Origin of the sequence: Mycobacterium persicum, assembly GCF_002086915.1 — a bacterium.
GTDB classification, from domain to species: Bacteria; Actinomycetota; Actinomycetes; order Mycobacteriales; family Mycobacteriaceae; genus Mycobacterium; species Mycobacterium persicum.
On record NZ_MWQA01000001.1, the window covers coordinates 675,632 to 696,816 of the forward strand.

Consider the following 21,185-nt stretch of genomic DNA (forward strand, 5'->3'; position numbering starts at 1 on the left):
ACACCGCCGGCCGGCTACTTGGTCAGTAGCGAGATCACCGCGCGGCGCAGCTTGCGCCGCGGCCAGCCGGTCAGGCCGCCGGCTGCCAACGCGGCCTGCGCGGCGTTCCGCCCGCAGGCGCCGTGCACGGAGCCACCCGGGGTCGCCGACGCGCTACCCAAATACAGTCCCTCGATTGGGGTTTCGGCGCGGCCCAGCCCCGGAGCCGGACGAAATATCAGCATCTGCGGTAACTGAGCGGTGCCGCCGTTGAGCGCACCGAGGTGCAGGTTGGCGTCACTGGCTTCAAGGTCCGACGGCCGCTGCACGAACCGGTCGAGCACCCGGGCGCCGAACCCGGGAGCATGCGCTTCGATGACCTGGTCGATCGATTTGGCCAGTTGCTCCGCCGAACCGTCGTCGGCCACATTGCGCGGCAGATGCGTATAGGCCCAAACACTTTCGGCTCCGGCGGGCGATCTGGTGGGGTCGGCCGTGGTGGTTTGGCCCAGTAGCAGGAACGGATGCGCGGGCACCACCCGGGTGTTCAGGTCGGCCATCCAGTGCACCAGCCCGTCCCCGTCGGCCCCGAGATGGACGGTGCCCGGCTGCCGCAACCTCTCCGATCGCCACGGGATGGGACCGTTGAGCGCATAGTTGACCTTGACCACCGGCGGATCCCAGACGTAGTGCTGGATCTCCCGGAGCAAGCCGCCGGGAACCGCATCCGCGGGCAACATGTCGCAAAACAGGCGCGGCGCCGTCACATCGGCGACGACGGCCCGTCGCGCCCGAACCGTTCGTCCTGCGGTGGTGGTCACCGATACCGCGCGGCCACCGCGGACGTGGATGCGAGAAACGTTCTGGTTGCATTCGATTCGCGCACCCGCCGAGGTTGCGCGGCGCACCAGCGCGGCCGTCAGCTGACCGGAGCCGCCGACGGGCACCGGCCAGCCGCAGTCCTGGCCCAGCATCGTCAGTAGAAAGCCGAACGCGCCGCTTCCGGGCGCGTCCAGCGGAGCGTCGGCATGCATGGCGTTGCCCAGCAACAAAAGTCGCGGCGCCTCACCGGCGAACATCCGGTCCGCCATGATGTTGGCGGGCTGCACCAGCAGATGCGCGAGCCGCACGGCGTCGGCGGTACCGAGCTTGAGCAGCAGCCGGATCATCGGGGCCAGCGGCGGAAACGGCGACAACATCGCATCCAGCAGCGGCGACTTGACTCTTTCCCACAGTCGCAGCACCCGCCACCAGTTTTCACCGTCGCCGTGCTGGCGACGTTCGAACTCCGCTGCGGTGCGAGCCGCGTCCCGGTAGAGGACCGGCGGGTCGTCGTCGGTCGCACTGCGCGGATGACCGACCACCGCGGGCGCGTGCGACCATCGCAGCCCGTGGTCTTCCAGCTGCAGCGCGGCGATGGCCGGCGAAGCGATCGTCATGGGATAGAAGGAACTGAACAGGTCGGTGACATAGCCGGGCGTCAGCTCGGCACTGCGCACCGCGCCACCGGGTTCGGGCTGGGCTTCCAGGACCAACACGTCCCAGCCGGCGTCGGCCAGCATCGAAGCGGCGACCAGCCCGTGATGTCCGGCACCGATAACAACGGCGTCGACCGCGTCGCAAGCGCGGGCCATGACTACCTGACCTGACTGGGCTCGAAGCGCTCCGCCATGGCCGCCAGCCGCAACAGGCATTCGCGGTTGCGTGGATAGATGGCGGCCAGAGCCAGTCGATCGGGCATCAGCCCGATCGGCCCCCGGACCGGCAGTTCGATCATGTCGAGCCGGCATCCGTTCGGGATTTCATGCAGCCGCATGGTGATCCGCGCGATACCCAACCAGCCCAGGCCGGCGTGCAAAACGAGCTCTCGGCCCGGTGCGCAGCTGTCGACCACTGTCTGGTCATCGATCACGAACGGCCAGATCCCTATCGAGTGCCGGATGGCCGCACCCGGTTGCGGCCAGTGTGAGTCGACCGCGCGAGTACGGCTGTTGCCCACCACCCATTGGCTGTAAGTCCATCCGTCGGCGAGCACGCCCCAGACATCGTCGCAGGATGCCGCCACGTCGCGGGTCGCGATCGGTTCTCGGGTCGCTGTCATGAGCTGGTCCTTTCGCGCTGGGGGTGATCCCAGCGGATACCCGCCACGACCGGAACTAATGCCCAGACCACGCGGGTCGACCGACTAGCAAACCCGCAGGTTTAGCCGCGCGATCCAGCGGCTAACCCCGATCAGCGACCGGAAACCTCGAGGAAGGCCGAATTGTGACTCTGCGACGGTTGATCATTGCGGTGGGTGCGGTGCTGTTGGTGGCCGGTGTCATCGGCCTGCTGGTGCCGGTGTCGGTGTCCAACAGCAACGGCGGTTCGATTTCCTGCGGAAACGGGTTCGCCACCGACCTGTCCGCGGCGCGCAACGCCAACAACAGCAATGGCGCCAACATCCCGATCCTCAACCAGGTCATCCCGCACACCGACTTCGTGGCGCAATGTGAATCGGCGGTATCGAGCCGGCGCATGTGGACCATCCCGCTGGTGGTCATCGGGATCGTCGGAATAGCCGGCGCCCTGCTGGTGCGGCGTTCTCAGGCCGCAGACACCAGCGTGGGAGACGTCAGATAACTCGCATGCGGGCGGTACTGCGCAGCGCCTGGGGCAGCACCCGGGAAATGCCGTACAGCGCGTAGGCCTCCGGCGCCACCGGGCGGATGGGCTTGTTCTTCTTGACCGCCGACACGATCGCGTGAGCAACCTTCTCGGGCCCGTAGTGGCGTAGCGCAAACATTCTGTCCAGCTGACCGCGCCGGCCTTCCACCTGCTCTTCGCCCTTTCCGACCGGCGTGTCGAAGCGGGTGGCCGCGACGATGTTGGTGTCGATGACGCCGGGACACACGGTGGTCAGACCGACGCCGGCGGCGTCGAGTTCGGCCCGCAGACAGTCGGAGAACATGTACGTCGCCGCCTTGGAGGTGCAGTAGGCGCTCAGCGATTGCAGCGGCGCGTAGGCGGCCATCGACGACACGTTGACGATGTGACCCCCGGTGCCGCGCTCGACCAGCCTGCGGGCAAAGGAGCGGCAACCGTTGACCACGCCGCCGAGATTGACGGCCAGCACCCGGTCGAACTGCTCGGGCGGAGTGTCCAGAAACCGGCCCGCCTGGCCGATGCCGGCGTTGTTGACGACGATGTCGGGAACGCCATGTTGGGTACTGACCTGCTCGGCGAACGCCTCCACCGCTTCGGCGTCAGACACGTCGAGCACATACGGGTAGGCGACGCCGCCGCGCGCCGCGATCTCCGCGGCGGTGTCTTTGACCGTGGCCTCGTCGATGTCACTGATCACCACCTCGGCACCCTCGCGGGCGAACGCGAGTGCGGTTTGGCGGCCGATTCCGCTGCCCGCCCCGGTGACGGCCACCAGGATGTCGCCGAAGTGCTTGCGCGGGCGGCCGACCTGTGCCCGCAGCAGTGCGCGGCTCGGCGGGTTGCCCTCGACGAGGTCGGCGATGTCGTGCACCGCGGCCGCCATCACCTGCGGGTGCGACATCGGGGAAAAGTGACCGGCTTTGATGTCTCGTCGCCACAGTCGCGGCACCCAGCGCGCGGTCTCGTCGTAGCCGTAGGGCCGCACATAGGGGTCCTGGGTGTTGACGATGAGCTGCACCGGGACGCCGATGACGGTGATGCCGCGACTGCGCCGCTGCCGGGAGAAAGCCCGAAAGTAGTTGGCAGGATAGGTCTTCACCGAGCGAGCGGCATCGCTGGGCAGGTTGTCGGAGTGGTGGATCTGGTCGGCCGGGATGTTGTCGACCATATTGCGGCGAACCGTCGCGAGCGAAAGCGCCATCCGCAGCAGCAGTGGCGCCAACACCGGCACCGAAAACAGCGCCATGTAACTCAACCGCAGCGCCTGGGCCAGCGACCGGAGAAATCGTCGCGGCCGCCATGGCCGGCGCAGCCCGCCCCAGACGTAATCGACCAACTGTTCCTGACTCGGGCCGGACACCGAGGTGAACGAGGCGACCCGGTCACCGGCGCCGGGGCGGGTCAAATACTCCCAGATGCCCACCGAGCCCCAGTCGTGGCCCATGACGTGGACCGGCCGGCCCGGGCTCAACTCGTCGACGACGGCGGCGAAGTCGTCGGCGAAACACGCCATGGTGTAGGCCGAGACGGGTTTGGGCGCCGACGACAGGCCGACCCCGCGGTTGTCGTAGCGGATCACCCGGAAACGCTGCGCCAGCCGCGGAACGACGCCGTCCCACAACACGTGCGAGTCGGGAAAGCCGTGCACCAGCACCACCGCCGGACCGTCGGGGTTGCCTTCTTCGTACACGGCGATACGAACGCCGTCCGCGCTGTCGACGAACCGCTGGGGTGCCTGTTGTGCTGCCGGCATCGGACCTCCGCCTCACCTGCGACTTGCTTCGCCTATCAGTGGCCACACCGTAGCAAGGGTGCCCTACGGTCGCCGTTGCCGCCGGAAAGCGCCGCGCCCTGAATGCGTGCCGGCCGGGCGGCAGTGACAGGATAGGTTTTGACATCTACTTGGGTTCCGCACCCGGTGCACGACTGTGTGGTAAGCCAGAGGTCGGTTTGTGCCGACCGACGACCGATCGAGGAGTCAACAGCGATGGCCTTCTCAGTCCAGATGCCGGCACTCGGTGAGAGCGTCACCGAGGGAACAGTCACCCGCTGGCTCAAGCAGGAAGGCGACACGGTCGAGATCGACGAGCCCCTCGTCGAGGTGTCGACGGACAAGGTCGACACCGAAATCCCCTCGCCGGCAGCGGGCGTGCTGACCAAGATCATCGCCCAGGAAGACGACACGGTCGAGGTCGGCGGCGAACTGGCCATCATCGGTGATGCGTCGGAAAGCGGCGGCGACGAAAAGCCCGCCCAACCGGAACCGGAAGCCTCGGGCCCCGGTAAGGCCGAGCCGGCCCCCCAGGCCCAACCGGCGCCGGAGCCCGAACCGCAACCCCAGGCGCCGTCTGAACCCGCCCAGCCGTCGGCTTCCGCCGGCGACACCACCCCGGTGCTGATGCCCGAACTCGGCGAATCGGTCACCGAAGGCACCGTGACTCGCTGGCTGAAGAAGGTCGGGGATTCGGTCGGAGTCGACGACCCGCTGGTGGAGGTCTCCACCGACAAGGTCGACACCGAGATCCCGTCACCGGTGGCCGGCGTTCTGGTCAGCATCACCGCCGACGAGGACGACGTCGTCCAGGTCGGTGGTGAGTTGGCGCGGATCGGCACCGGCTCCCACGCCGCCGCGCCGGCCGCACCCAAGCCGGCACCCGCACCCGAGGCCGAGCCTGAACCCAAGCCCAAGCCGGAACCCAAGCCCGAACCCAAGCCGGAGCCCGCCGCCAAGCCCGCTCCCGAACCCAAGCCCGAACCCAAGCCAGAACCCGCCACCGCGCCCGCGCCGAAGGCCGAAGCGCCTCCATCTCAGCCCGCGGCCCAAGGCGAAGCCGAAGGCACCCCGTACGTCACGCCGCTGGTGCGAAAGCTGGCCTCACAGCACAACATCGACCTCGCCGAGGTGACCGGCACCGGCGTCGGCGGCCGGATCCGTAAGCAGGACGTACTGGCCGCGGCAGAACAAAAGAAACCGGCCGCGCAGGCGCCGGCAGCTGCGCCGGCTGCCAAAGCGGCCGCACCGCCCGCCCCGGCCCCCGGGTTGGCGCATCTGCGCGGCACCACGGCGAAGGCCAGCCGGATCCGCCAGATCACCGCCAACAAGACTCGCGAGTCCTTGCAGGCGACGGCACAGCTGACGCAGACCCACGAAGTCGACATGACGAAGATCGTGGCGCTGCGCGCCCGGGCCAAGGCGGCGTTCGCCGAACGGGAGGGGGTGAATCTGACCTTCCTGCCGTTCTTCGCCCGAGCGGTCATCGACGCCCTCAAGATTCATCCCAACATCAACGCCAGCTACAACGAGCAGACCAAGGAGATCACCTACTACGACGCCGAGCACCTCGGTTTCGCCGTTGACACCGAGCAGGGCCTGCTGTCCCCCGTCATCCACAACGCCGGCGACTTGTCGCTGGCCGGGCTGGCCCGCGCGATTGCCGACATCGCCGCCCGCGCGCGGTCGGGCAACTTGAAGCCCGACGAGTTGTCCGGCGGCACGTTCACCATCACCAACATCGGCAGCCAGGGCGCCTTGTTCGACACCCCGATATTGGTGCCGCCGCAGGCCGCCATGTTGGGTACCGGAGCGATCGTCAAACGGCCCAGGGTGATCGTCGACTCCTTCGGCAACGAGTCGATCGGCGTGCGCTCCGTGTGCTATCTGCCACTGACCTACGACCATCGCCTCATCGACGGCGCGGATGCGGGACGATTCCTCAGCACCATCAAGCACCGCCTGGAAGAGGGAGCGTTCGAAGCAGACTTGGGTCTGTGATGGGCCGTCAAGAAGGGCCGAGAAAGGCTAGATGAAACGGTGCCCGAGACGGTTGTCGCGATAGCGGGTTCGTCCGGCTTGATCGGCTCGGCTTTGGCCGCCGCGCTTCGTGCCGCCGACCATACGGTGCTTCGCATCGTGCGCCGGACACCGGCGAATTCCGAAGAATTGCACTGGAATCCCGACAGCGGCGAGTTCGATCCCGACGTACTCAGCGGCGTCGACGCCGTGGTCAACCTGTGCGGCGTCAACATCGGCCGGCGCCGCTGGTCGGGAGCGTTCAAACAGAATCTGCGCGACAGCCGGATTACGCCCACCGAGGTACTGTCCGCCGCCGTCGCCGACGCCGGTGTCGGCACCCTGATCAACGCCAGCGCGGTGGGTTACTACGGAGACACCCGAAACCGCGTCGTCGACGAAAACGACTCAGCCGGAGGGGGTTTCCTGGCCCAGCTGTGTGTCGATTGGGAAGCCGCCACGCTGCCGGCCCAGTACGCCGGCACTCGTGTGGTGCTGGCCCGCACCGGGCTGGTGCTAGCTCCGGCCGGGGGCGCGCTGCGCCCGATGCGGCCGGCATTCTCGGTGGGCCTGGGGGCGCGGCTGGGCAGCGGCCGTCAGTACATGTCGTGGATCAGCCTCGAAGACGAGGTGCGGGCGCTGCTGTTCGCCATCTCCAACCCCGACCTGTCCGGGCCGGTGAACATGACCGGGCCGGCGCCGGTGACCAACGCCGAGTTCACCACCGCGCTCGGGCGGGCACTGAACCGCCCGACGCCGTTGATGCTGCCCGGGTTCGCGGTACGCGCCGCGCTCGGGGAGTTCGCCGACGAAGTACTGCTCAGCGGTCAGCGAGCCATCCCGGCCGCACTGGAAGAAACTGGTTTTCAGTTCCACCACAACACAATTGGAGAAGCCCTGCGCTACGCCACCGCGCGGCGCGACCACGCTTAGCACTCAGCTGTTTTTTGCTCGGCGTATTCCCTTCCGTTACGCGTTCATTCGTGTACTCTTCGCTTGCGGTCTCATCAAAATTCCACCAGCGGTCAACAAATGGAGAAACGCGTGGCGACGTCGGTATTCCACGACCTGAAAAAGGAAGGGCCGCTCTACGCGCTCTTTCTGAACTGCACCCTGAAAAATGCGCCGGAAGTTTCGAATACCGAGGCGCTGTGCAATCTGCTGATCGAGCGTCTGCGGGCGCACGAACCCGACATCGAAACCGAGATCGTCCGGGTCGTCGACTACAACGTCAAGCCCGGAGTGATGAACGACGAGGGCGACGGGGACGAGTGGCCGGCGATCCTGGAAAAGGTCAAGCGCTGCAACATCATCGTGCCCGCAATGCCGATCTGGATGGGCGTGCGGTCGTCGGTGATGCAGCGGGTGATCGAAAGGCTCGACGGCACCACCAAGACGGTGATGTGCGAACGGACCGGCCAGTTCCCGCTCTACGGGTCGGTGGCAGGCATCGTGGTCACCGGTAACGAGGACGGTAGCCATGACTGTGTGGCCAACACTTTCGCCAACCTCCTGCACTTCGGCGCGACAGTCCCACCCAATACCGACGTGTACTGGGTCGGTGACGCCGGACCCGGAGCCAGCTACATCGAGGCCGGCGGCGAGTTGTCCCCGTACGTGCGCCGTAACGCCGAGCTGACCGCGCTCAACCTGCTCTTTGCGGCAAAGCTGTTGCGAGCCAACCCCTACACCATCAACATCGCCGAACATAACGCAAAGATGATGGCACGCAACAAAGTCAAGGAAGCGGCCATGAAGCTCGCGATCAAGCATATGCGCGAAAACATGCCAGACTGAACCGGCAGTGGATTCGGTCTGAAAGCCAGCGTCATGCGGTCGTCCGGAGATCCGGTTCCCAGTATCAGCGAGGCCGCGGCCACTGGGGAAATCGCGGACCTCTATGCCGACATCCGCCAAACGCTCGGAATGACTTTTGTCAACCTGATCTGGCGTAATCTCGCCTCGATCCCCGGTGCGTTGCGCTGGACCTGGGAGACGATGAAATCCCTCTATGCCAATGGCGTGGTGTACTGGGAAGCCGACGCGCTGCGCCGCGGGCAAGAGTTGCCGCCGATACCGCAACTCAGCGTTGCCGCGCTACAATCCGTCGGAATCGGAGCCGATGACCAAAATGTCATCCGCACAACACTTTCCGGGTATGACACCGGCAATCCGCTCAACCTGGTGGGGTTCTGCGCCGTCCGGGCCCGGCTGCACGGCCTGACCCCGCCCCCGTGCCCGTGCATTCAGCAGCCGCCCCGCCGGCCCCCGCCGGCAGCAGGTGCGCTGTTGACGAACTTCGACGAGATGCCGCCGCATGTCGCGCAAATGGTACGCATCGTGAATCTGATCGGAGCCCGCGCCCGAGGGCGCGAGCTACAGGTCAGCCTGCCCCGAAACCTTGCTCATTGGCCGGGCATGCTGGTGCTCTACTACACCGCCCTGCAACCCCTGCACGACAACGGCTCGCTGCTGGCCGCGATCGACGCGGTGATCGCCGACGGCAGACGACGCGGGCACGCCGTCAGCGGCGCGCTGGGGAACACCGACCTGCCGGACGCCGAAACCGCTACGGCCATCAGGGATTCATTGGCAAACCTGGTGCCCAACGCGATGGCACGGATGATCCCGGTGGTGAGCCTGCTACTTCGCTTGCTGCCTCGTGAAACCGACAATGCGCGCTAACAGAAGGGATTGGACGAAGTCATGCAACTCATGGAACTGGTAGCTGGTCTCGGCGTCGCCGACGTCGTCGACGCGATGATGATGACCCATCAACACCGTGCGCACCTCATCGAACTGCGCAGCCCCGACCCGGACCGCGTCCTCGTCGGCCCGGCGGTGACCATCTCTTTTCTGCCGGTGCGCAAGGACCTGATGGATCCGCAGAAGCACAGCCTCGGGCCGGCCATCTACCGCGCCATCGCCGAACATCAGGCCAAGGGTGCGGTCCTGGTGATGGCGTCCAATGGATACCGGCAGACCTCGCTCGGCGGCGGCACCAAGCTCAGCCGGGTTGAAAACTTGGGCATGGCAGGCATTCTCGCCGACGGCATGCTGCGCGACTTTGAGGAACTGAGCACCTACAACTTCGCGACGTACTGCCACGGCGAAACGGTGCGCGCCGGCGGCAATGAGATTAAGCCCTATCTGGCCGATGTTCCGGTGGCGGTCGGCGGGGTCACGGTGGTGCCCGGCGACGTGATCTTCGCCAAGGGGTCGACGGCCGTGGTCATCCCCGGCGCCGAGGCCGAGGCGATCCTGACCAAAGCGCGCCAGGTGATGCAGCAGATGGACCAGATGAAAGAGGGCCTGAAATCCGAAGACCCGCAAGCGGTGCTCAGCCACGGCAGCGGTGAGCTCTGATGCCGCCCTCGAATACCAGCGAGCAGATCGTCGAGGCACTCGCGGCCGAAGGCGTCGAGTATGTGTTCGGTATTCCCGGCGATGAGAACCTGCATTTCATGGAGGCGCTGCGCGAGGACGGGCGGATCACGTTCGTCCTGTTCCGCCACGAACAGGCCGCGGGTTTCGCGGCCGCGGCCTACGGCCGCCTGACCGGCAAGCTCGCTGTTGCCATGTCGACGCTCGGCGCCGGGGCGATGAACCTGACCACCCCGGTCGCCCACGCTTATCTGGCGGCCATGCCGATGCTGGTCATCACCGGCCAAAAAGCGGTGCGCGACAACCGCATGGGGCAATACCAGCTTGTCGACGTGGTCGATGTGATGCGCCCCATCACAAAGTTCGCGGCCAAGATCCCGTCCGGGCAGATGGCCGGCTCGCTGCTGCGGCAGGCGATGATGTCGGCGTTGGGCGGGCGTCAGGGGCCCGCGCACCTGGAACTGCCCGACGATGTAGCCCAGGAGACCGAGCTGGGCCCGCTGGTGCCGTGCCGGCACGGCGACATTCCGGTGGCCACTCAGGACAGCATCGCGGCCGCGGCCAAGCTGATCCAGAACGCGAGCCGGCCGCTGATCATGGTGGGCGGGGGCACCCGCGCCAACCGGCCCGCCGTCGCGGCGGCGGTGCGGGAATTGATCGCCACGACGCAGATCCCGTTCGTGGCGACGATGATGGGCAAGGGTGTGGCCAACGAGGACGACCCGAACTATCTGGGCTGTTCGATCATGCCCGGCGACTATCCGAACTGCGCCATCCAGTCCGCCGACGTCGTGCTCAACATCGGTCATGACGTGATGGAGAAGCCGACCATGATCATGGCACCCGACGACGGGCGCACCGTCATCCATCTCAATCCCTTTGCCGCACAAGGCGACAACTCGTACTTTCCGCAAGCGCAGGTGGTCGGCGAGATGGCCGACGCGCTGCGGCGGCTGACCGCGCAGCTCGCCCCAAACCCGGCGTGGGATCACGACGGCTTCCGCAACCTCGGAAAAGCCATGCAGGACAGCATCAAACGCTTGGCCGCCGACACTTCGTTCCCCGCCAAACAGGGATATCTGATCGCCACCCTGCGCGAGTTCATGGCCGACGGGGACATCCTCTCGCTCGACAACGGCATCCACATGATGTGGGCCACCCGAAACTTCAACGCCCGCCAGCCCAACACCATGTTGATCGATCATGCGCTGGGATCGATGGGGATCAGCCTGCCGGCCGCGATTGCCGCCAAACTTGTTCATCCCGAGCGCAAGGTGGTGGTGCTCACCGGCGACGGCGGTTTCGCGATGAACAGCCAAGACCTGGAAACGGCCGTCCGCCTCGGGCTCGATCTGATTGTCGTGGTGTTCAACGACAGCAGCCTGGCCATGATCGCGCTCAAGCAGATGGTCGACGGTTACCAGAGGTTCGGCGTGGATTTCGCCAACCCGGATTTCGTCGCGTACGCCCACAGCTACGGGGCCACCGGCCATCGGCTTGACGATCCCGCCAAGTTCCGCGCCATCCTCGATCAGGCCGCAGCGGCCGGCGGAGTGCACATCATCGATGCGCCCGTCGACCCACAACAGAACCTGGCGCTGATGATGGAGATGCGCTCGGTCGACTGCCAACAGGCGCTGTCCGGCGGCGGGCAGTAACCGCGGTACCGAGCCTCGTTTGCTAGGCGTCCTTGACCGGCTGGCCCGGCGAGGCCGCGGTCGTATGGTTCTGCTGCCAGGGCCACCGTCCGGTCATCTCCACAGTGAGCGAGAAGCTCAGGAAGGTCCGAATGGCCACGATGCCGGCCAGGGCGGCGACACTTTGCGCGTTGGGTTTGAGGGCAATCGTCTTGATGATGTCACCGGCCACCAGAAGCTCCAAGCCGACCAGGATGGAGCGCCCGAGCTGTACCCGAAACTCTCGGTATGCCTGGGCGGCGTTGCGCGGTGCTCGGCACAGGAACAGCACGATAGCGCCCACGGCGCCGATGATGATCACCGCGACACCCAGGCCGTCGATCGCCATGCCCACGCGGACAACGGTTTCGATGAAGCTCATTGCAGGCACACTATCTCGGCAGAGCGCCATTTCCCGGCATCCGACCGGCGGTTCGGCGCGCGTCGCCTCAGCGCGGCCTTCGAACCCGCGGGGGTGTCACGAGTAGCCTCGTCATCGTGGCTGGTTCTATTCGGTCGAGCCGGACCCCGATCGACATCCGTCAGCTGGGGACCATCGACTACCGGGATGCCTGGCAGGTGCAGCGAGAGCTCGCCGACACCCGGGTCGCCGGCGGACCGGACACGCTGCTGCTACTGGAACACCCGCCCGTCTACACGGCGGGCCGGCGCACCGAACCGCACGAACGTCCCATCAACGACTCCGCCGGCACCCCCGTACTTGACACCGACCGCGGCGGCAAGATCACCTGGCACGGCCCCGGACAGTTGGTCGGTTATCCGATCATCGGGCTGGCCGAACCGCTCGACGTGGTGAATTACGTTCGGCGCCTTGAAGAATCGCTGATCAAGGTATGCACCGACCTGGGTCTTGAGGCCGGCCGGGTCGACGGCCGGTCGGGGGTATGGCTGGCGGCCGACGCCGGGCGCCCGGCGCGAAAGATCGCCGCCATCGGGGTGCGGGTTTCGCGTGCGACCACCCTGCACGGCTTCGCGCTCAACTGTGACTGCGATTTGGGCGCCTTCACCGCCATCGTGCCGTGCGGCATCACCGACGCGGGCGTGACGTCGCTGACCGCCGAGCTCGGACGCCCGGTAACCGTCGACGATGTGAGATCGGCCGTCGCCGAGGCCGTCTGCGACGCTCTGGACGGTGTCCTGCCCGTCGGTGAACATCCCGTCGCACGCGTAGCATCAGCGATGTGACTGTCGCACCCGAGGGCCGGCGCCTATTGCGCCTGGAGGTGCGCAACGCGAAAACCCCGATCGAGCGCAAACCGCCGTGGATCCGTGTCCGGGCCCGGATGGGCCCGGAATACACCGAGCTGAAAAGCCTGGTGCGGCGTGAGGGCCTGCACACCGTCTGCGAGGAGGCGGGCTGCCCGAACATCTTCGAATGCTGGGAGGACCGCGAAGCGACCTTCCTGATCGGCGGCGACCAGTGCACCCGTCGCTGCGACTTCTGCCAGATCGACACCGGTAAGCCCGCCACCCTGGATCGTGACGAGCCACGACGGGTCGCCGAGAGTGTGCACACCATGGGATTGCGGTATGCGACCGTCACCGGGGTGGCCCGCGACGATCTGCCCGACGGCGGCGCCTGGCTGTATGCGCAAACGGTGCGGGCTATCAAGGAGCTCAATCCGCAGACCGGCGTCGAGCTGTTGATCCCCGACTTCAACGGCGAGCCCGCCCGCCTCGCGGAGGTGTTCGCGTCCCGTCCAGAGGTGTTGGCGCACAACGTCGAAACCGTGCCCCGCATCTTCAAACGGATCCGTCCCGCGTTCAGCTACCGGCGCAGCCTGGATGTGCTCACCGCAGCCCGCGACGCCGGCCTGGTCACCAAGAGCAACCTCATCCTCGGCCTGGGTGAAACCCCCGACGAGGTGCGGACCGCCCTGGCCGATCTGCACGGCGCCGGCTGCGACATCGTCACCATCACCCAATATCTGCGGCCGTCGCCGCGCCACCACCCGGTCGAGCGGTGGGTCAGGCCCGAGGAATTCGTCGAGTACGCGCGGTACGCCGAGGGGCTGGGCTTCGCCGGGGTATTGGCCGGGCCGCTGGTGCGTTCGTCCTACCGGGCGGGCCGGCTCTACCGGCAGGCCCGCAGCCCGGCAGCCTCGGACTCCGGTTAGCCGCCGCGTACGTATTCTTGAGGACTATGGCAAAACCCCGAAACGCCGCTGAGAACAAGGCCGCCAAAGCCGCGGCAAGTGCTGCGCGCAAGGCCGCCGCCCGGCAGCGCCGCGCTCAGCTGTGGCAGGCGTTCAACATGCAGCGCAAAGAGGACAAGCGCCTGCTGCCGTACATGATCGGCGCGTTGGTGCTGATCGTCGGTGTGTCGGTGGGCGTCGGGGTGTGGGCCGGCGGCTTGACCATGATCACGCTGATCGTCTTCGGCGTGGTGCTGGGCGCGCTGGTGGCGTTCATCATTTTCGGCCGCCGCGCTCAGCGCAGCATCTACCGGCAAGCCGAAGGTCAAACCGGCGCCGCGGCCTGGGTGCTGGACAACCTGCGGGGCAAGTGGCGGGTCACCCCGGGCGTGGCCACCACCGGGCACTTCGACGCGGTGCATCGGGTGATCGGCCGGCCGGGTGTCATCCTGGTCGGCGAGGGATCGGCGGGCCGCGTCAAACCACTGCTGGCCCAGGAGAAGAAGCGCACCGCACGCCTGGTCGGGGATGTGCCGATCTACGACATCGTCATCGGCAACGGCGACGGCGAGGTGTCGTTGGCCAAGTTGGAACGCCACCTCACCAAACTTCCGGCCAACATCACCGTCAAGCAGATGGACACCCTGGAATCGCGTCTGGCCGCCCTGGGTTCCCGCGCCGGTGCCGGCGCCCTGCCGAAGGGCCCGTTACCCAACGCCGGCAAGATGCGCGGCGTCCAGCGCACCGTGCGCCGCAAATAGCCGCGCATAGCGCCGAGCCGTCAGCGCCGTACCACGGCCGTGCCGGTCAGCCGGTCGTGTAACCCTCGCCCATCCGAGTCGGTGAACAGCGGCGGGATCACCAACGCGATCAGCAGGCCCCGCACCACCAACCGGCCGACCCCCACCGGCAGCCGGCCATCTACCGTCACGACCACCAGACCCAGTAGCAACTGGCCAGGGGTAAATCCGAACAGGCGCACCGCAATGACACCCAGCAGCAGCCAGATGACCAGCACCATCGACGACAGCATCGGCTGGGACCAGGCGCCGACGCCCAGGCCAAGCAGCGCCAGTCCGTAAGCCGCCAGCCAGTCGATGCACAGCGCGCCGAGCCGGCGCCCCATCGGCGCCAGCGAACCCGGACCGGTCCGCGGAAAACCGAGCGTCTTACCGGGATATCCGGTGGATTCCGCCGTCATCGGCCCGGTCCGATCGGCCGACTCCGTTTTACGCGAAGCCGACCGCAGGATGGGCCGGATGGCTTGATCGGCTCACCGGTTACCATCGTGCGGGCCATGGCCCCACAATAGGACCCGGACATGCACCGGGGAGCGTTGGTCGGCGTATGGTCACGTAACGTCTGCGCAACACGGGGTTGACTGGCGGGCAATAACTCCTCCATACCGTCGGCCGCGAATCACCTAGTAAAGGAGCACTCTGTGACGGATAAGACGCCCGACGACGTCTTCAAAATTGTCAAGGACGAGGGCGTCGAGTTTGTCGACGTCCGGTTTTGTGACCTGCCCGGCACCATGCAGCACTTCACGATTCCGGTTTCGTTCTTCGACGAGAGCGTGTTCGAAGACGGCTTGGCTTTTGACGGCTCGTCGATCCGCGGGTTCCAGTCGATTCATGAATCAGACATGCTGCTGCTTCCCGACCCGGTAACGGCGCGCATCGACGCGTTCCGGGCGGCCAAGACGCTGAACCTCAACTTCTTCGTGCACGACCCATTCACCCTCGAGCCGTACTCGCGCGACCCCCGCAACGTCGCCCGCAAGGCCGAGAACTACTTGATCAGCACCGGCATCGCCGACACCGCCTATTTCGGCGCCGAGGCCGAGTTCTACATCTTCGACTCGGTGAGCTTCGATTCGCGCACCAACGGCTCCTTCTACGAAGTGGACGCAATCGCCGGGTGGTGGAACACCGGCGCACCCAACGAGGCCGACGGCAGCCCCAACCGCGGCTACAAGGTCCGCCCCAAGGGCGGCTACTTCCCGGTGGCGCCCGTCGATCACTACGTCGACCTGCGCGACACGATGCTGCGCAATCTGATCAACGCCGGCTTCAGCCTGGAGAAGGGCCACCACGAGGTGGGCACCGGCGGGCAGGCCGAGATCAACTACAAGTTCAACACGCTGCTGCACGCGGCCGACGACCTGCAGCTGTACAAGTACATCGTCAAGAACACCGCGTGGCAGGCGGGTAAGACCGTCACGTTTATGCCCAAGCCGCTGTTCGGTGACAACGGCTCCGGCATGCACACCCACCAGTCGCTGTGGAAAGACGGCAGCCCGCTGATGTACGACGAGACCGGGTACGCCGGTCTGTCGGACACGGCCCGTCATTACATCGGCGGTCTGCTGCATCATGCGCCGTCCCTGCTGGCCTTCACCAACCCGACGGTCAACTCCTACAAGCGGCTGGTGCCCGGTTATGAGGCGCCGATCAACCTGGTGTACAGCCAGCGCAACCGGTCGGCGTGCGTGCGGATCCCGATCACCGGCAGCAACCCGAAGGCCAAGCGGCTGGAGTTCCGGTGCCCCGACTCGTCAGGCAACCCGTACCTGGCGTTCTCGGCCATGCTGATGGCCGGTCTCGACGGCATCAAGAACAAGATCGAGCCGCAGGCTCCGGTGGACAAGGACCTCTACGAACTGCCGCCGGAGGAGGCCGCGAACATCCCGCAGGCGCCCACCCAGCTGTCCGCGGTGATCGACCGGCTGGAGGCCGACCACGAATACCTCACCGAGGGCGGCGTTTTCACGCCCGACCTGATCGAGACGTGGATCAGCTTCAAGCGCGAGAACGAGATCGAGCCGGTCAACGTCCGGCCGCACCCGTACGAGTTCGCCCTTTATTACGACGTGTAGAGACGTGTAACCCCGGGTACAGCAGCCCGCTTGGCGATAACCTCATCGATCGCCAAGCGGGCTGTCTGTGTTTGGCACGCCGAAACATGAGTCACTGCGGGCGATTTCGGCAACTGGTCAAATGTCGCGGCGAGGTGGGATGGCAGCGCAGTCTTAGCCGGTCTCAGCCGTCCAGCGCCAGGTCCTTGCGGAATCGCCGCATGGCGTCCACCTTTTCGGCCAGGCCGGCAGCCGGCCCGGTGTAGAACATCCACGGCATGGTGAGGATCCCGGTGATTCCCGCCTCCTCGGCCCGCCGATAGTCGGCGGCGGTGAACGCGTCGGTGAGTGGTGTGAGAATGGTGAAATCTTTTACTGGCAGGCCATTTTCGACGCGCAACTCGTGTAGCCGGCCAGCTGCCTCGATCGCGCGGTCGGTCTTGATCAAGTCCCCGATCCAGCCGTCGTAACGGGCGGCGCGGCGCAACGCGATGTCGCTGAGCCCACCGACATAGACCGGTATCGGCGGGGGCGTCGGCTGCATCTCCAGCCGCGGAGTTCGATAGAACCGGCCGTCGAATTCCGTCCAGCCCGGCTTCCACAGTTCCCGCATCAGCGCGAGCATCTCGTCGGTGCGTTGTCCGCGGGCCGCGAACTGCTCCCCCATCAGGGTGAACTCCTCTTCGCACCAGCCGGCCCCGACGCCCAGCTCCACCCGGCCGGAAGCCAAAAAGGCCGCGGTGCCAATGGCTTTGGCCGCCGAGTAGGGGTTTCGCATGGCCGGAATGTAGACCGTGGTGACGAACTTCAGCCGTCGCGTGACCTGCGCGAGCGCGCCGACGAGGACCCACGGATCGGGCCAGTCGGTGAACGGCGGCCAGCGTCGTTGCCCGTCCTTGGTGTAGGGATACGGGGTGGTCAGGGTTTCCAGGTTGACGACATGGTCCGGGATACCGATGCCGTCGTAGCCCAGATCGTCGGCGGCTTTGGCGATCTCGATGATCTCCGCGGATTTCAGGAAGGCGGTGCTGATGTAGAACTTCATTCGGCCTCTCGTGCCCACGCCGGTTTGACGAAGATCCCCTCGGCTTCCACGGTGACGCCGGCATCGTCGGAAATGAAGCCGCGCGCAAAGGCTTTCACTCCTTCGGTACGGTCTATCCAGGCTTCGGAACGCAGCCGTCCCAGCGGCGTGCCGCGCAGGTACTTCACCGTGATGGTGCCGGTGAACAACGGCTGGGTCAGCCCTTGACTGGCCGCCTCGCCCAGCATGTGGTCCAGCACTAGGGCACACACCCCGCCGTGCGCCAAACCAGGCGGCCCCTCGTAGGCCGCGCCCAGCGCGAACTCGCTGCAGCACCGTCCCTCGGCGTCGTGGTGAACAACCAGCGGCGGTGCGATCGGATTGCACTGGCCCACGGCGGCGTTGCCCACTGGGACGGGCCGCCCGTCGAGCCGGTAACTGATACCTGACGGGCGGATCCGTTGACTGCGCAACGACCGCGTGACCGCTTCGATCGCGGTGCGCGCCCGCGCGATGACGTCGTCGTCGGCCTGGGTGCGGATGGTGGCGTCGATGAGGTCACGAACGGCAGCGGCCAACGGCGCATAGGTCGCGGTGACACGATCGTGCTCCGCGTCGCTCAATACCTTGAACGCGGCGTCCAACTCCAACCGTCCTCCCCCTAACTTCCGAACACCTTGCGCACGACCGCTTTTGCGCGCCGTGTCACCCGCAGATAGTTGTCCAGGAATTCGCCACCGTCGTCGTTGCGCCAGCCGGCGGCCACCGCGACCGCATTGAGCTGACGTCCCGGTCCGGGTAGCTGATCGGTGGGCTTGCCCCGGACCAGTACCAACGCGTTGCGGGCCCGGGTAGCGGTCAGCCATGCCTGCCGCAGCAGCTGCACCTCGTCTTCGGGGACCAGCCCGGCCTCGGCGATCGCGTCCAGGGATTCCAGCGTGGAGGTGTTGTGCAGGGCCGGAACCTCATGAGCATGGCGCAGCTGCAGCAGCTGCACCGTCCACTCGATGTCGGTCAGTCCGCCGCGGCCCAGCTTGGTGTGGGTGTTGGGGTCGGCGCCGCGGGGCAACCGCTCGGACTCGATGCGCACCTTGATTCGGCGGATCTCGCGCACCGCCTCGGCGGACACACCGTCGAGCGGATACCGCGTCCGGTCCGCCATCAGCAGGAACCGCCGACCCAACTCCGCGTCGCCGGCCACCGAATGTGCGCGTAGCAGCGCCTGGATCTCCCACGGCTGCGCCCACTGCGCGTAGTACGCCTCATAGGAGGCCAGAGTGCGCACCAGCGGGCCGTTGCGGCCCTCGGGCCGCAGGTTGGCATCGACCTCCAGCGGCGGGTCGACGCTGGGTGTGCCCAACTGCGTTCGCACCTGCTCGGCGACCGATGTCGACCACTTGACGGCGTGAGCGTCACTGAAACCGCTGGCCGGCTCGCACACGAACATCACGTCGGCATCCGACCCGTAGCCCAGCTCGGCACCGCCCAGCCTGCCCATGCCGATGACGGCGATGGCCGCCGGGGCGTGGCCGTCCTCGGGCAGGTTGGCCCTGATGGTCGCGTCCAGCGCGGACTGCAGCACCGCCACCCACACCGAGGTAAGCGCCCGGCACACGTCGGTGACTTCGAGCATGCCCAGCAGATCCGCCGAACCGATGCGGGCCAGCTCCCGGCGGCGAAGGGTGCGTGCGGCGGCGATGGCGCGCGCCGGGTCGGCATAGCGCCCGGCCGAGGCGATCAGTGCCCGGGCCACTGCCGCGGGTTCGGTCTCGAGCAGCTTGGGTCCGGTCGGGCTGTCGGTGTAGTTCTGAATCACCTCGGGCGCGCGCATCAACAGATCCGGCACGTAGGCAGAGGTGCCCAGCACATGCATCAGCCGCTTGCCCACCGTGGGCTTGTCACGCAGGGTCGCCAGATACCAACTCTGCGTGGCCAGCGCCTCGCTGAGTCGCCGGTACGCCAAGAGACCGCGGTCAGGGTCCGGGGCATACGACAACCAGTCCAGCAGCCGGGGCAACAGCACCGACTGCACCCGGCCGCGGCGACCGCTCAGGTTTACCAGCGCCGCCATGTGCTTCAGCGCGGTCTGCGGGCCCTCGTAGCCCAGTGCCGCCAGCTGCCGCTCGGCGGCTTCGGACGTCATGCCGCGGCCGGCGATCTCCAGCCCGGCCGGGCCGATCGATTCCAGCAGCGGCTGATAGAAGAGCTTGGTGTGCAACCGGGACACCCGCACGTTCTGGTGCTTGAGCTCCTCGCGCAACACCCCTGCGGCGTCGTGTCGTCCGTCGGGCCGGATGTGTGCCGCCCGCGCCAGCCAACGCACCGCCTCGTCGTCGTCGGCCGGGGGCAGCAGGTGAGTGCGCTTGAGCCGCTGCAGCTGCAGTCGATGCTCGAGTAGCCGCAGGAACTCGTAGGAGGCGATCATGTTTGCCGCGTCCTCGCGCCCGATGTAGCCACCTTCGCCCAACGCCGACAGCGCGTCGACGGTGGAGGCAACGTGCAGTGACTCGTCGCTGCGGCCGTGCACGAGCTGCAGCAGTTGCGCGGCGAACTCCACGTCGCGCAGGCCGCCACTGCCGAGCTTGAGCTCGCGGCCGCGGATATCGGCCGGCACCAACTGCTCCACTCGACGGCGCATGGCCTGCACCTCGACCACGAAATCCGCACGCTCGCAGGCTGTCCACACCATCGGCATCAGCGCTTCCAGGTAGCGCTTGCCGAGTTCGGGGTCGCCGACCGCCGCTCGGGCTTTCAGCAGCGCCTGAAATTCCCAGGTCTTGGCCCAGCGCTGGTAGTAGGCGATGTGCGATTCGACCGTGCGGACCAGCTCCCCGCTGCGGCCCTCCGGCCGCAGCCCGGCGTCCACCTGAAAGAACGCCGACGACGCGACCCGCATCATCTCGCCGGCGACGCGGATGGTGACCGGGTCGGCCCGCTCACCGACGAAGATGACGTCGACGTCGCTGACGTAGTTCAGTTCGCGCGCACCGCATTTGCCCATCGCGATGACCGCCAGCCGCGGCGGAGTGCCCGCACCGCACACCGTTTTCTCGGCCACCCGTAGCGCTGCGGCCAGCGCCGCGTCGGCGATATCGGCCAAGTGGGCAGCCACCACGGTGAACGGCAACACCGGCTCGTCTTCGACGGTGGCGGCCAGGTCCAGCGCGGCCAGGATCAGCAGGTGATCCCGGTACAGGGCGCGCAGCCGGTGCACCACCGAGGCCGGCGCATCCGACGATTCCTCGACACACGCGAGGAACGATTGCCGCATCCGGTCGCGAGCCGGCAGCGCGATCTTGCCACTGAGCAGCTTCCAGGACTGTGGGTGCGCGACCAGATGGTCCCCCAGCGTCAGCGAGGAACCCAGCACCGCGAAGAGCCGTCCGCGCAGGCTGCGTTCGGTGAGGAGAGCCGCGTTCAGCTCTTCCCAGCCGGTGTCGGGTTTTTCGGCCAGCCGCACCAGCGTTCGCAGTGCGGCGTCGGCATCCGGTGCCCGCGACAGCGACCACAGCAGGTCGACGTGGGCCTGGTCGTCGTCGTCGGTCCAACCCAGCTGTGTCAGATGGGCGCAGGCATGGGGGTCGACCAATCCGAGACGGCCGACGCTGGGCAGCTTGGGTCGCTGCGTCGCGGGCTTCGTCACGACCTCGACGGTAGCGCAAGCCGGCGCGGT

General features: G+C 66.9%; 18 protein-coding genes and 1 pseudogene. 11 read left to right on the forward strand and 8 right to left on the reverse strand.

The features are described 5' to 3' along the window. Positions 1-14: 14 nt before the first annotated feature. Positions 15-1,613 (reverse strand): phytoene desaturase family protein, encoded by a 1,599-nt coding sequence (locus B4U45_RS03000; protein WP_075545230.1) that lies wholly within the window; start codon positions 1,611-1,613, stop codon positions 15-17. A 2-nt stretch (positions 1,614-1,615) separates the two neighbouring features. Further along, entirely contained in the window at positions 1,616-2,080 is a 465-nt protein-coding gene (locus tag B4U45_RS03005; protein WP_075545231.1) for an SRPBCC family protein, read from the reverse strand. Positions 2,081-2,244: 164 nt separating this feature from the next. On the opposite strand from B4U45_RS03005, the gene B4U45_RS03010 reads away from it, so the two are divergent. Further along, positions 2,245-2,601, forward strand: a complete 357-nt coding sequence (locus B4U45_RS03010) for an aminopeptidase (protein ID WP_075545232.1) — start codon at positions 2,245-2,247, stop codon at positions 2,599-2,601. Here the strand turns inward: B4U45_RS03010 and B4U45_RS03015 are convergent. After that, entirely contained in the window at positions 2,594-4,378 is a 1,785-nt protein-coding gene (locus tag B4U45_RS03015) for an SDR family oxidoreductase (RefSeq protein ID WP_075545233.1), read from the reverse strand. The two genes, B4U45_RS03010 and B4U45_RS03015, sit on opposite strands and share 8 nt — an antisense overlap. 234 nt (positions 4,379-4,612) lie before the next feature. Here B4U45_RS03015 and sucB point away from each other — a divergent pair, with 234 nt between their 5' ends. The 6 genes from sucB (at position 4,613) to B4U45_RS03045 (ending at position 11,457) form a co-directional block, all read left to right on the forward strand. Next, positions 4,613-6,397, forward strand: a complete 1,785-nt coding sequence (gene sucB / locus B4U45_RS03020) for a 2-oxoglutarate dehydrogenase, E2 component, dihydrolipoamide succinyltransferase (protein ID WP_099225272.1) — start codon at positions 4,613-4,615, stop codon at positions 6,395-6,397. Positions 6,398-6,436: 39 nt separating this feature from the next. Further along, positions 6,437-7,348: a TIGR01777 family oxidoreductase gene (locus B4U45_RS03025; RefSeq protein WP_075545235.1), complete on the forward strand. Its 912-nt coding sequence runs from the start codon at positions 6,437-6,439 to the stop codon at positions 7,346-7,348. Positions 7,349-7,459: 111 nt separating this feature from the next. After that, the gene (locus B4U45_RS03030) at positions 7,460-8,212 is read left to right on the forward strand and encodes a flavodoxin family protein (protein WP_075545294.1); all 753 of its coding nucleotides are present in this window, start codon (positions 7,460-7,462) and stop codon (positions 8,210-8,212) included. A gap of 33 nt (positions 8,213-8,245) precedes the next feature. Next, on the forward strand, positions 8,246-9,100 hold the full coding sequence (locus B4U45_RS03035) for a hypothetical protein (protein ID WP_122526477.1): 855 nt from the start codon (positions 8,246-8,248) through the stop codon (positions 9,098-9,100). A gap of 30 nt (positions 9,101-9,130) precedes the next feature. After that, the gene (locus tag B4U45_RS03040; protein ID WP_244174338.1) at positions 9,131-9,781 is read left to right on the forward strand and encodes an RraA family protein; all 651 of its coding nucleotides are present in this window, start codon (positions 9,131-9,133) and stop codon (positions 9,779-9,781) included. Further along, a complete protein-coding gene (locus tag B4U45_RS03045) occupies positions 9,781-11,457 on the forward strand; it encodes an acetolactate synthase large subunit (RefSeq protein ID WP_083154213.1) in 1,677 nt (558 codons plus the stop codon). The genes B4U45_RS03040 and B4U45_RS03045 overlap by 1 nt, the downstream gene beginning before the upstream one ends. A gap of 22 nt (positions 11,458-11,479) precedes the next feature. Here B4U45_RS03045 and B4U45_RS03050 read toward each other — a convergent pair whose 3' ends face one another. Next, positions 11,480-11,857, reverse strand: a complete 378-nt coding sequence (locus tag B4U45_RS03050; RefSeq protein WP_075545238.1) for a DUF1622 domain-containing protein — start codon at positions 11,855-11,857, stop codon at positions 11,480-11,482. A gap of 116 nt (positions 11,858-11,973) precedes the next feature. Between B4U45_RS03050 and lipB the strand changes: the two are divergent. From lipB to B4U45_RS03065, 3 genes and pseudogenes are all read left to right on the forward strand, one after another. Then, a pseudogene (gene lipB, locus B4U45_RS03055) lies at positions 11,974-12,667 on the forward strand (lipoyl(octanoyl) transferase LipB). Positions 12,668-12,677: 10 nt separating this feature from the next. Next, on the forward strand, positions 12,678-13,613 hold the full coding sequence (lipA, locus tag B4U45_RS03060; protein WP_075545240.1) for a lipoyl synthase: 936 nt from the start codon (positions 12,678-12,680) through the stop codon (positions 13,611-13,613). Between the two features lie 26 nt (positions 13,614-13,639). Beyond that, a complete protein-coding gene (locus B4U45_RS03065; protein WP_075545241.1) occupies positions 13,640-14,392 on the forward strand; it encodes a DUF4191 domain-containing protein in 753 nt (250 codons plus the stop codon). A 20-nt stretch (positions 14,393-14,412) separates the two neighbouring features. Here B4U45_RS03065 and B4U45_RS03070 read toward each other — a convergent pair whose 3' ends face one another. Beyond that, entirely contained in the window at positions 14,413-14,832 is a 420-nt protein-coding gene (locus B4U45_RS03070; protein WP_075545242.1) for an RDD family protein, read from the reverse strand. 240 nt (positions 14,833-15,072) lie between these two features. Between B4U45_RS03070 and glnA the strand changes: the two genes are divergently transcribed. Further along, entirely contained in the window at positions 15,073-16,509 is a 1,437-nt protein-coding gene (gene glnA / locus B4U45_RS03075) for a type I glutamate--ammonia ligase (protein WP_023364968.1), read from the forward strand. 163 nt (positions 16,510-16,672) lie between these two features. Here glnA and B4U45_RS03080 read toward each other — a convergent pair whose 3' ends face one another. The 3 genes from B4U45_RS03080 to B4U45_RS03090 are packed head-to-tail and all read right to left on the reverse strand — an operon-like array spanning position 16,673 to position 21,155. Further along, entirely contained in the window at positions 16,673-17,533 is an 861-nt protein-coding gene (locus B4U45_RS03080; protein WP_075545243.1) for a TIGR03619 family F420-dependent LLM class oxidoreductase, read from the reverse strand. After that, positions 17,530-18,156, reverse strand: a complete 627-nt coding sequence (locus tag B4U45_RS03085) for a PaaI family thioesterase (RefSeq protein WP_075545296.1) — start codon at positions 18,154-18,156, stop codon at positions 17,530-17,532. Before B4U45_RS03085 ends, B4U45_RS03080 begins: the two co-directional genes overlap by 4 nt. 17 nt (positions 18,157-18,173) lie before the next feature. Then, positions 18,174-21,155, reverse strand: coding sequence for a bifunctional [glutamine synthetase] adenylyltransferase/[glutamine synthetase]-adenylyl-L-tyrosine phosphorylase (locus B4U45_RS03090; protein ID WP_075545244.1), 2,982 nt, complete (start codon positions 21,153-21,155; stop codon positions 18,174-18,176). Positions 21,156-21,185: the final 30 nt, after the last annotated feature.

What these genes read in the sequence shown, in the direction of transcription:
- B4U45_RS03040 (WP_244174338.1), top strand. Translation starts at nt 9,131, where the DNA reads ATGGAACTGGTAGCTGGTCTCGGCGTCGCCGACGTCGTCGACGCGATG.
- B4U45_RS03045 (WP_083154213.1), top strand. Translation starts at nt 9,781, where the DNA reads ATGCCGCCCTCGAATACCAGCGAGCAGATCGTCGAGGCACTCGCGGCC.
- B4U45_RS03080 (WP_075545243.1), bottom strand. Translation starts at nt 17,533, where the DNA reads ATGAAGTTCTACATCAGCACCGCCTTCCTGAAATCCGCGGAGATCATC.
- B4U45_RS03005 (WP_075545231.1), bottom strand. Translation starts at nt 2,080, where the DNA reads ATGACAGCGACCCGAGAACCGATCGCGACCCGCGACGTGGCGGCATCC.
- sucB (WP_099225272.1), top strand. Translation starts at nt 4,613, where the DNA reads ATGGCCTTCTCAGTCCAGATGCCGGCACTCGGTGAGAGCGTCACCGAG.
- B4U45_RS03070 (WP_075545242.1), bottom strand. Translation starts at nt 14,832, where the DNA reads ATGACGGCGGAATCCACCGGATATCCCGGTAAGACGCTCGGTTTTCCG.
- B4U45_RS03065 (WP_075545241.1), top strand. Translation starts at nt 13,640, where the DNA reads ATGGCAAAACCCCGAAACGCCGCTGAGAACAAGGCCGCCAAAGCCGCG.
- B4U45_RS03015 (WP_075545233.1), bottom strand. Translation starts at nt 4,378, where the DNA reads ATGCCGGCAGCACAACAGGCACCCCAGCGGTTCGTCGACAGCGCGGAC.
- B4U45_RS03050 (WP_075545238.1), bottom strand. Translation starts at nt 11,857, where the DNA reads ATGAGCTTCATCGAAACCGTTGTCCGCGTGGGCATGGCGATCGACGGC.
- B4U45_RS03000 (WP_075545230.1), bottom strand. Translation starts at nt 1,613, where the DNA reads ATGGCCCGCGCTTGCGACGCGGTCGACGCCGTTGTTATCGGTGCCGGA.
- B4U45_RS03035 (WP_122526477.1), top strand. Translation starts at nt 8,246, where the DNA reads ATGCGGTCGTCCGGAGATCCGGTTCCCAGTATCAGCGAGGCCGCGGCC.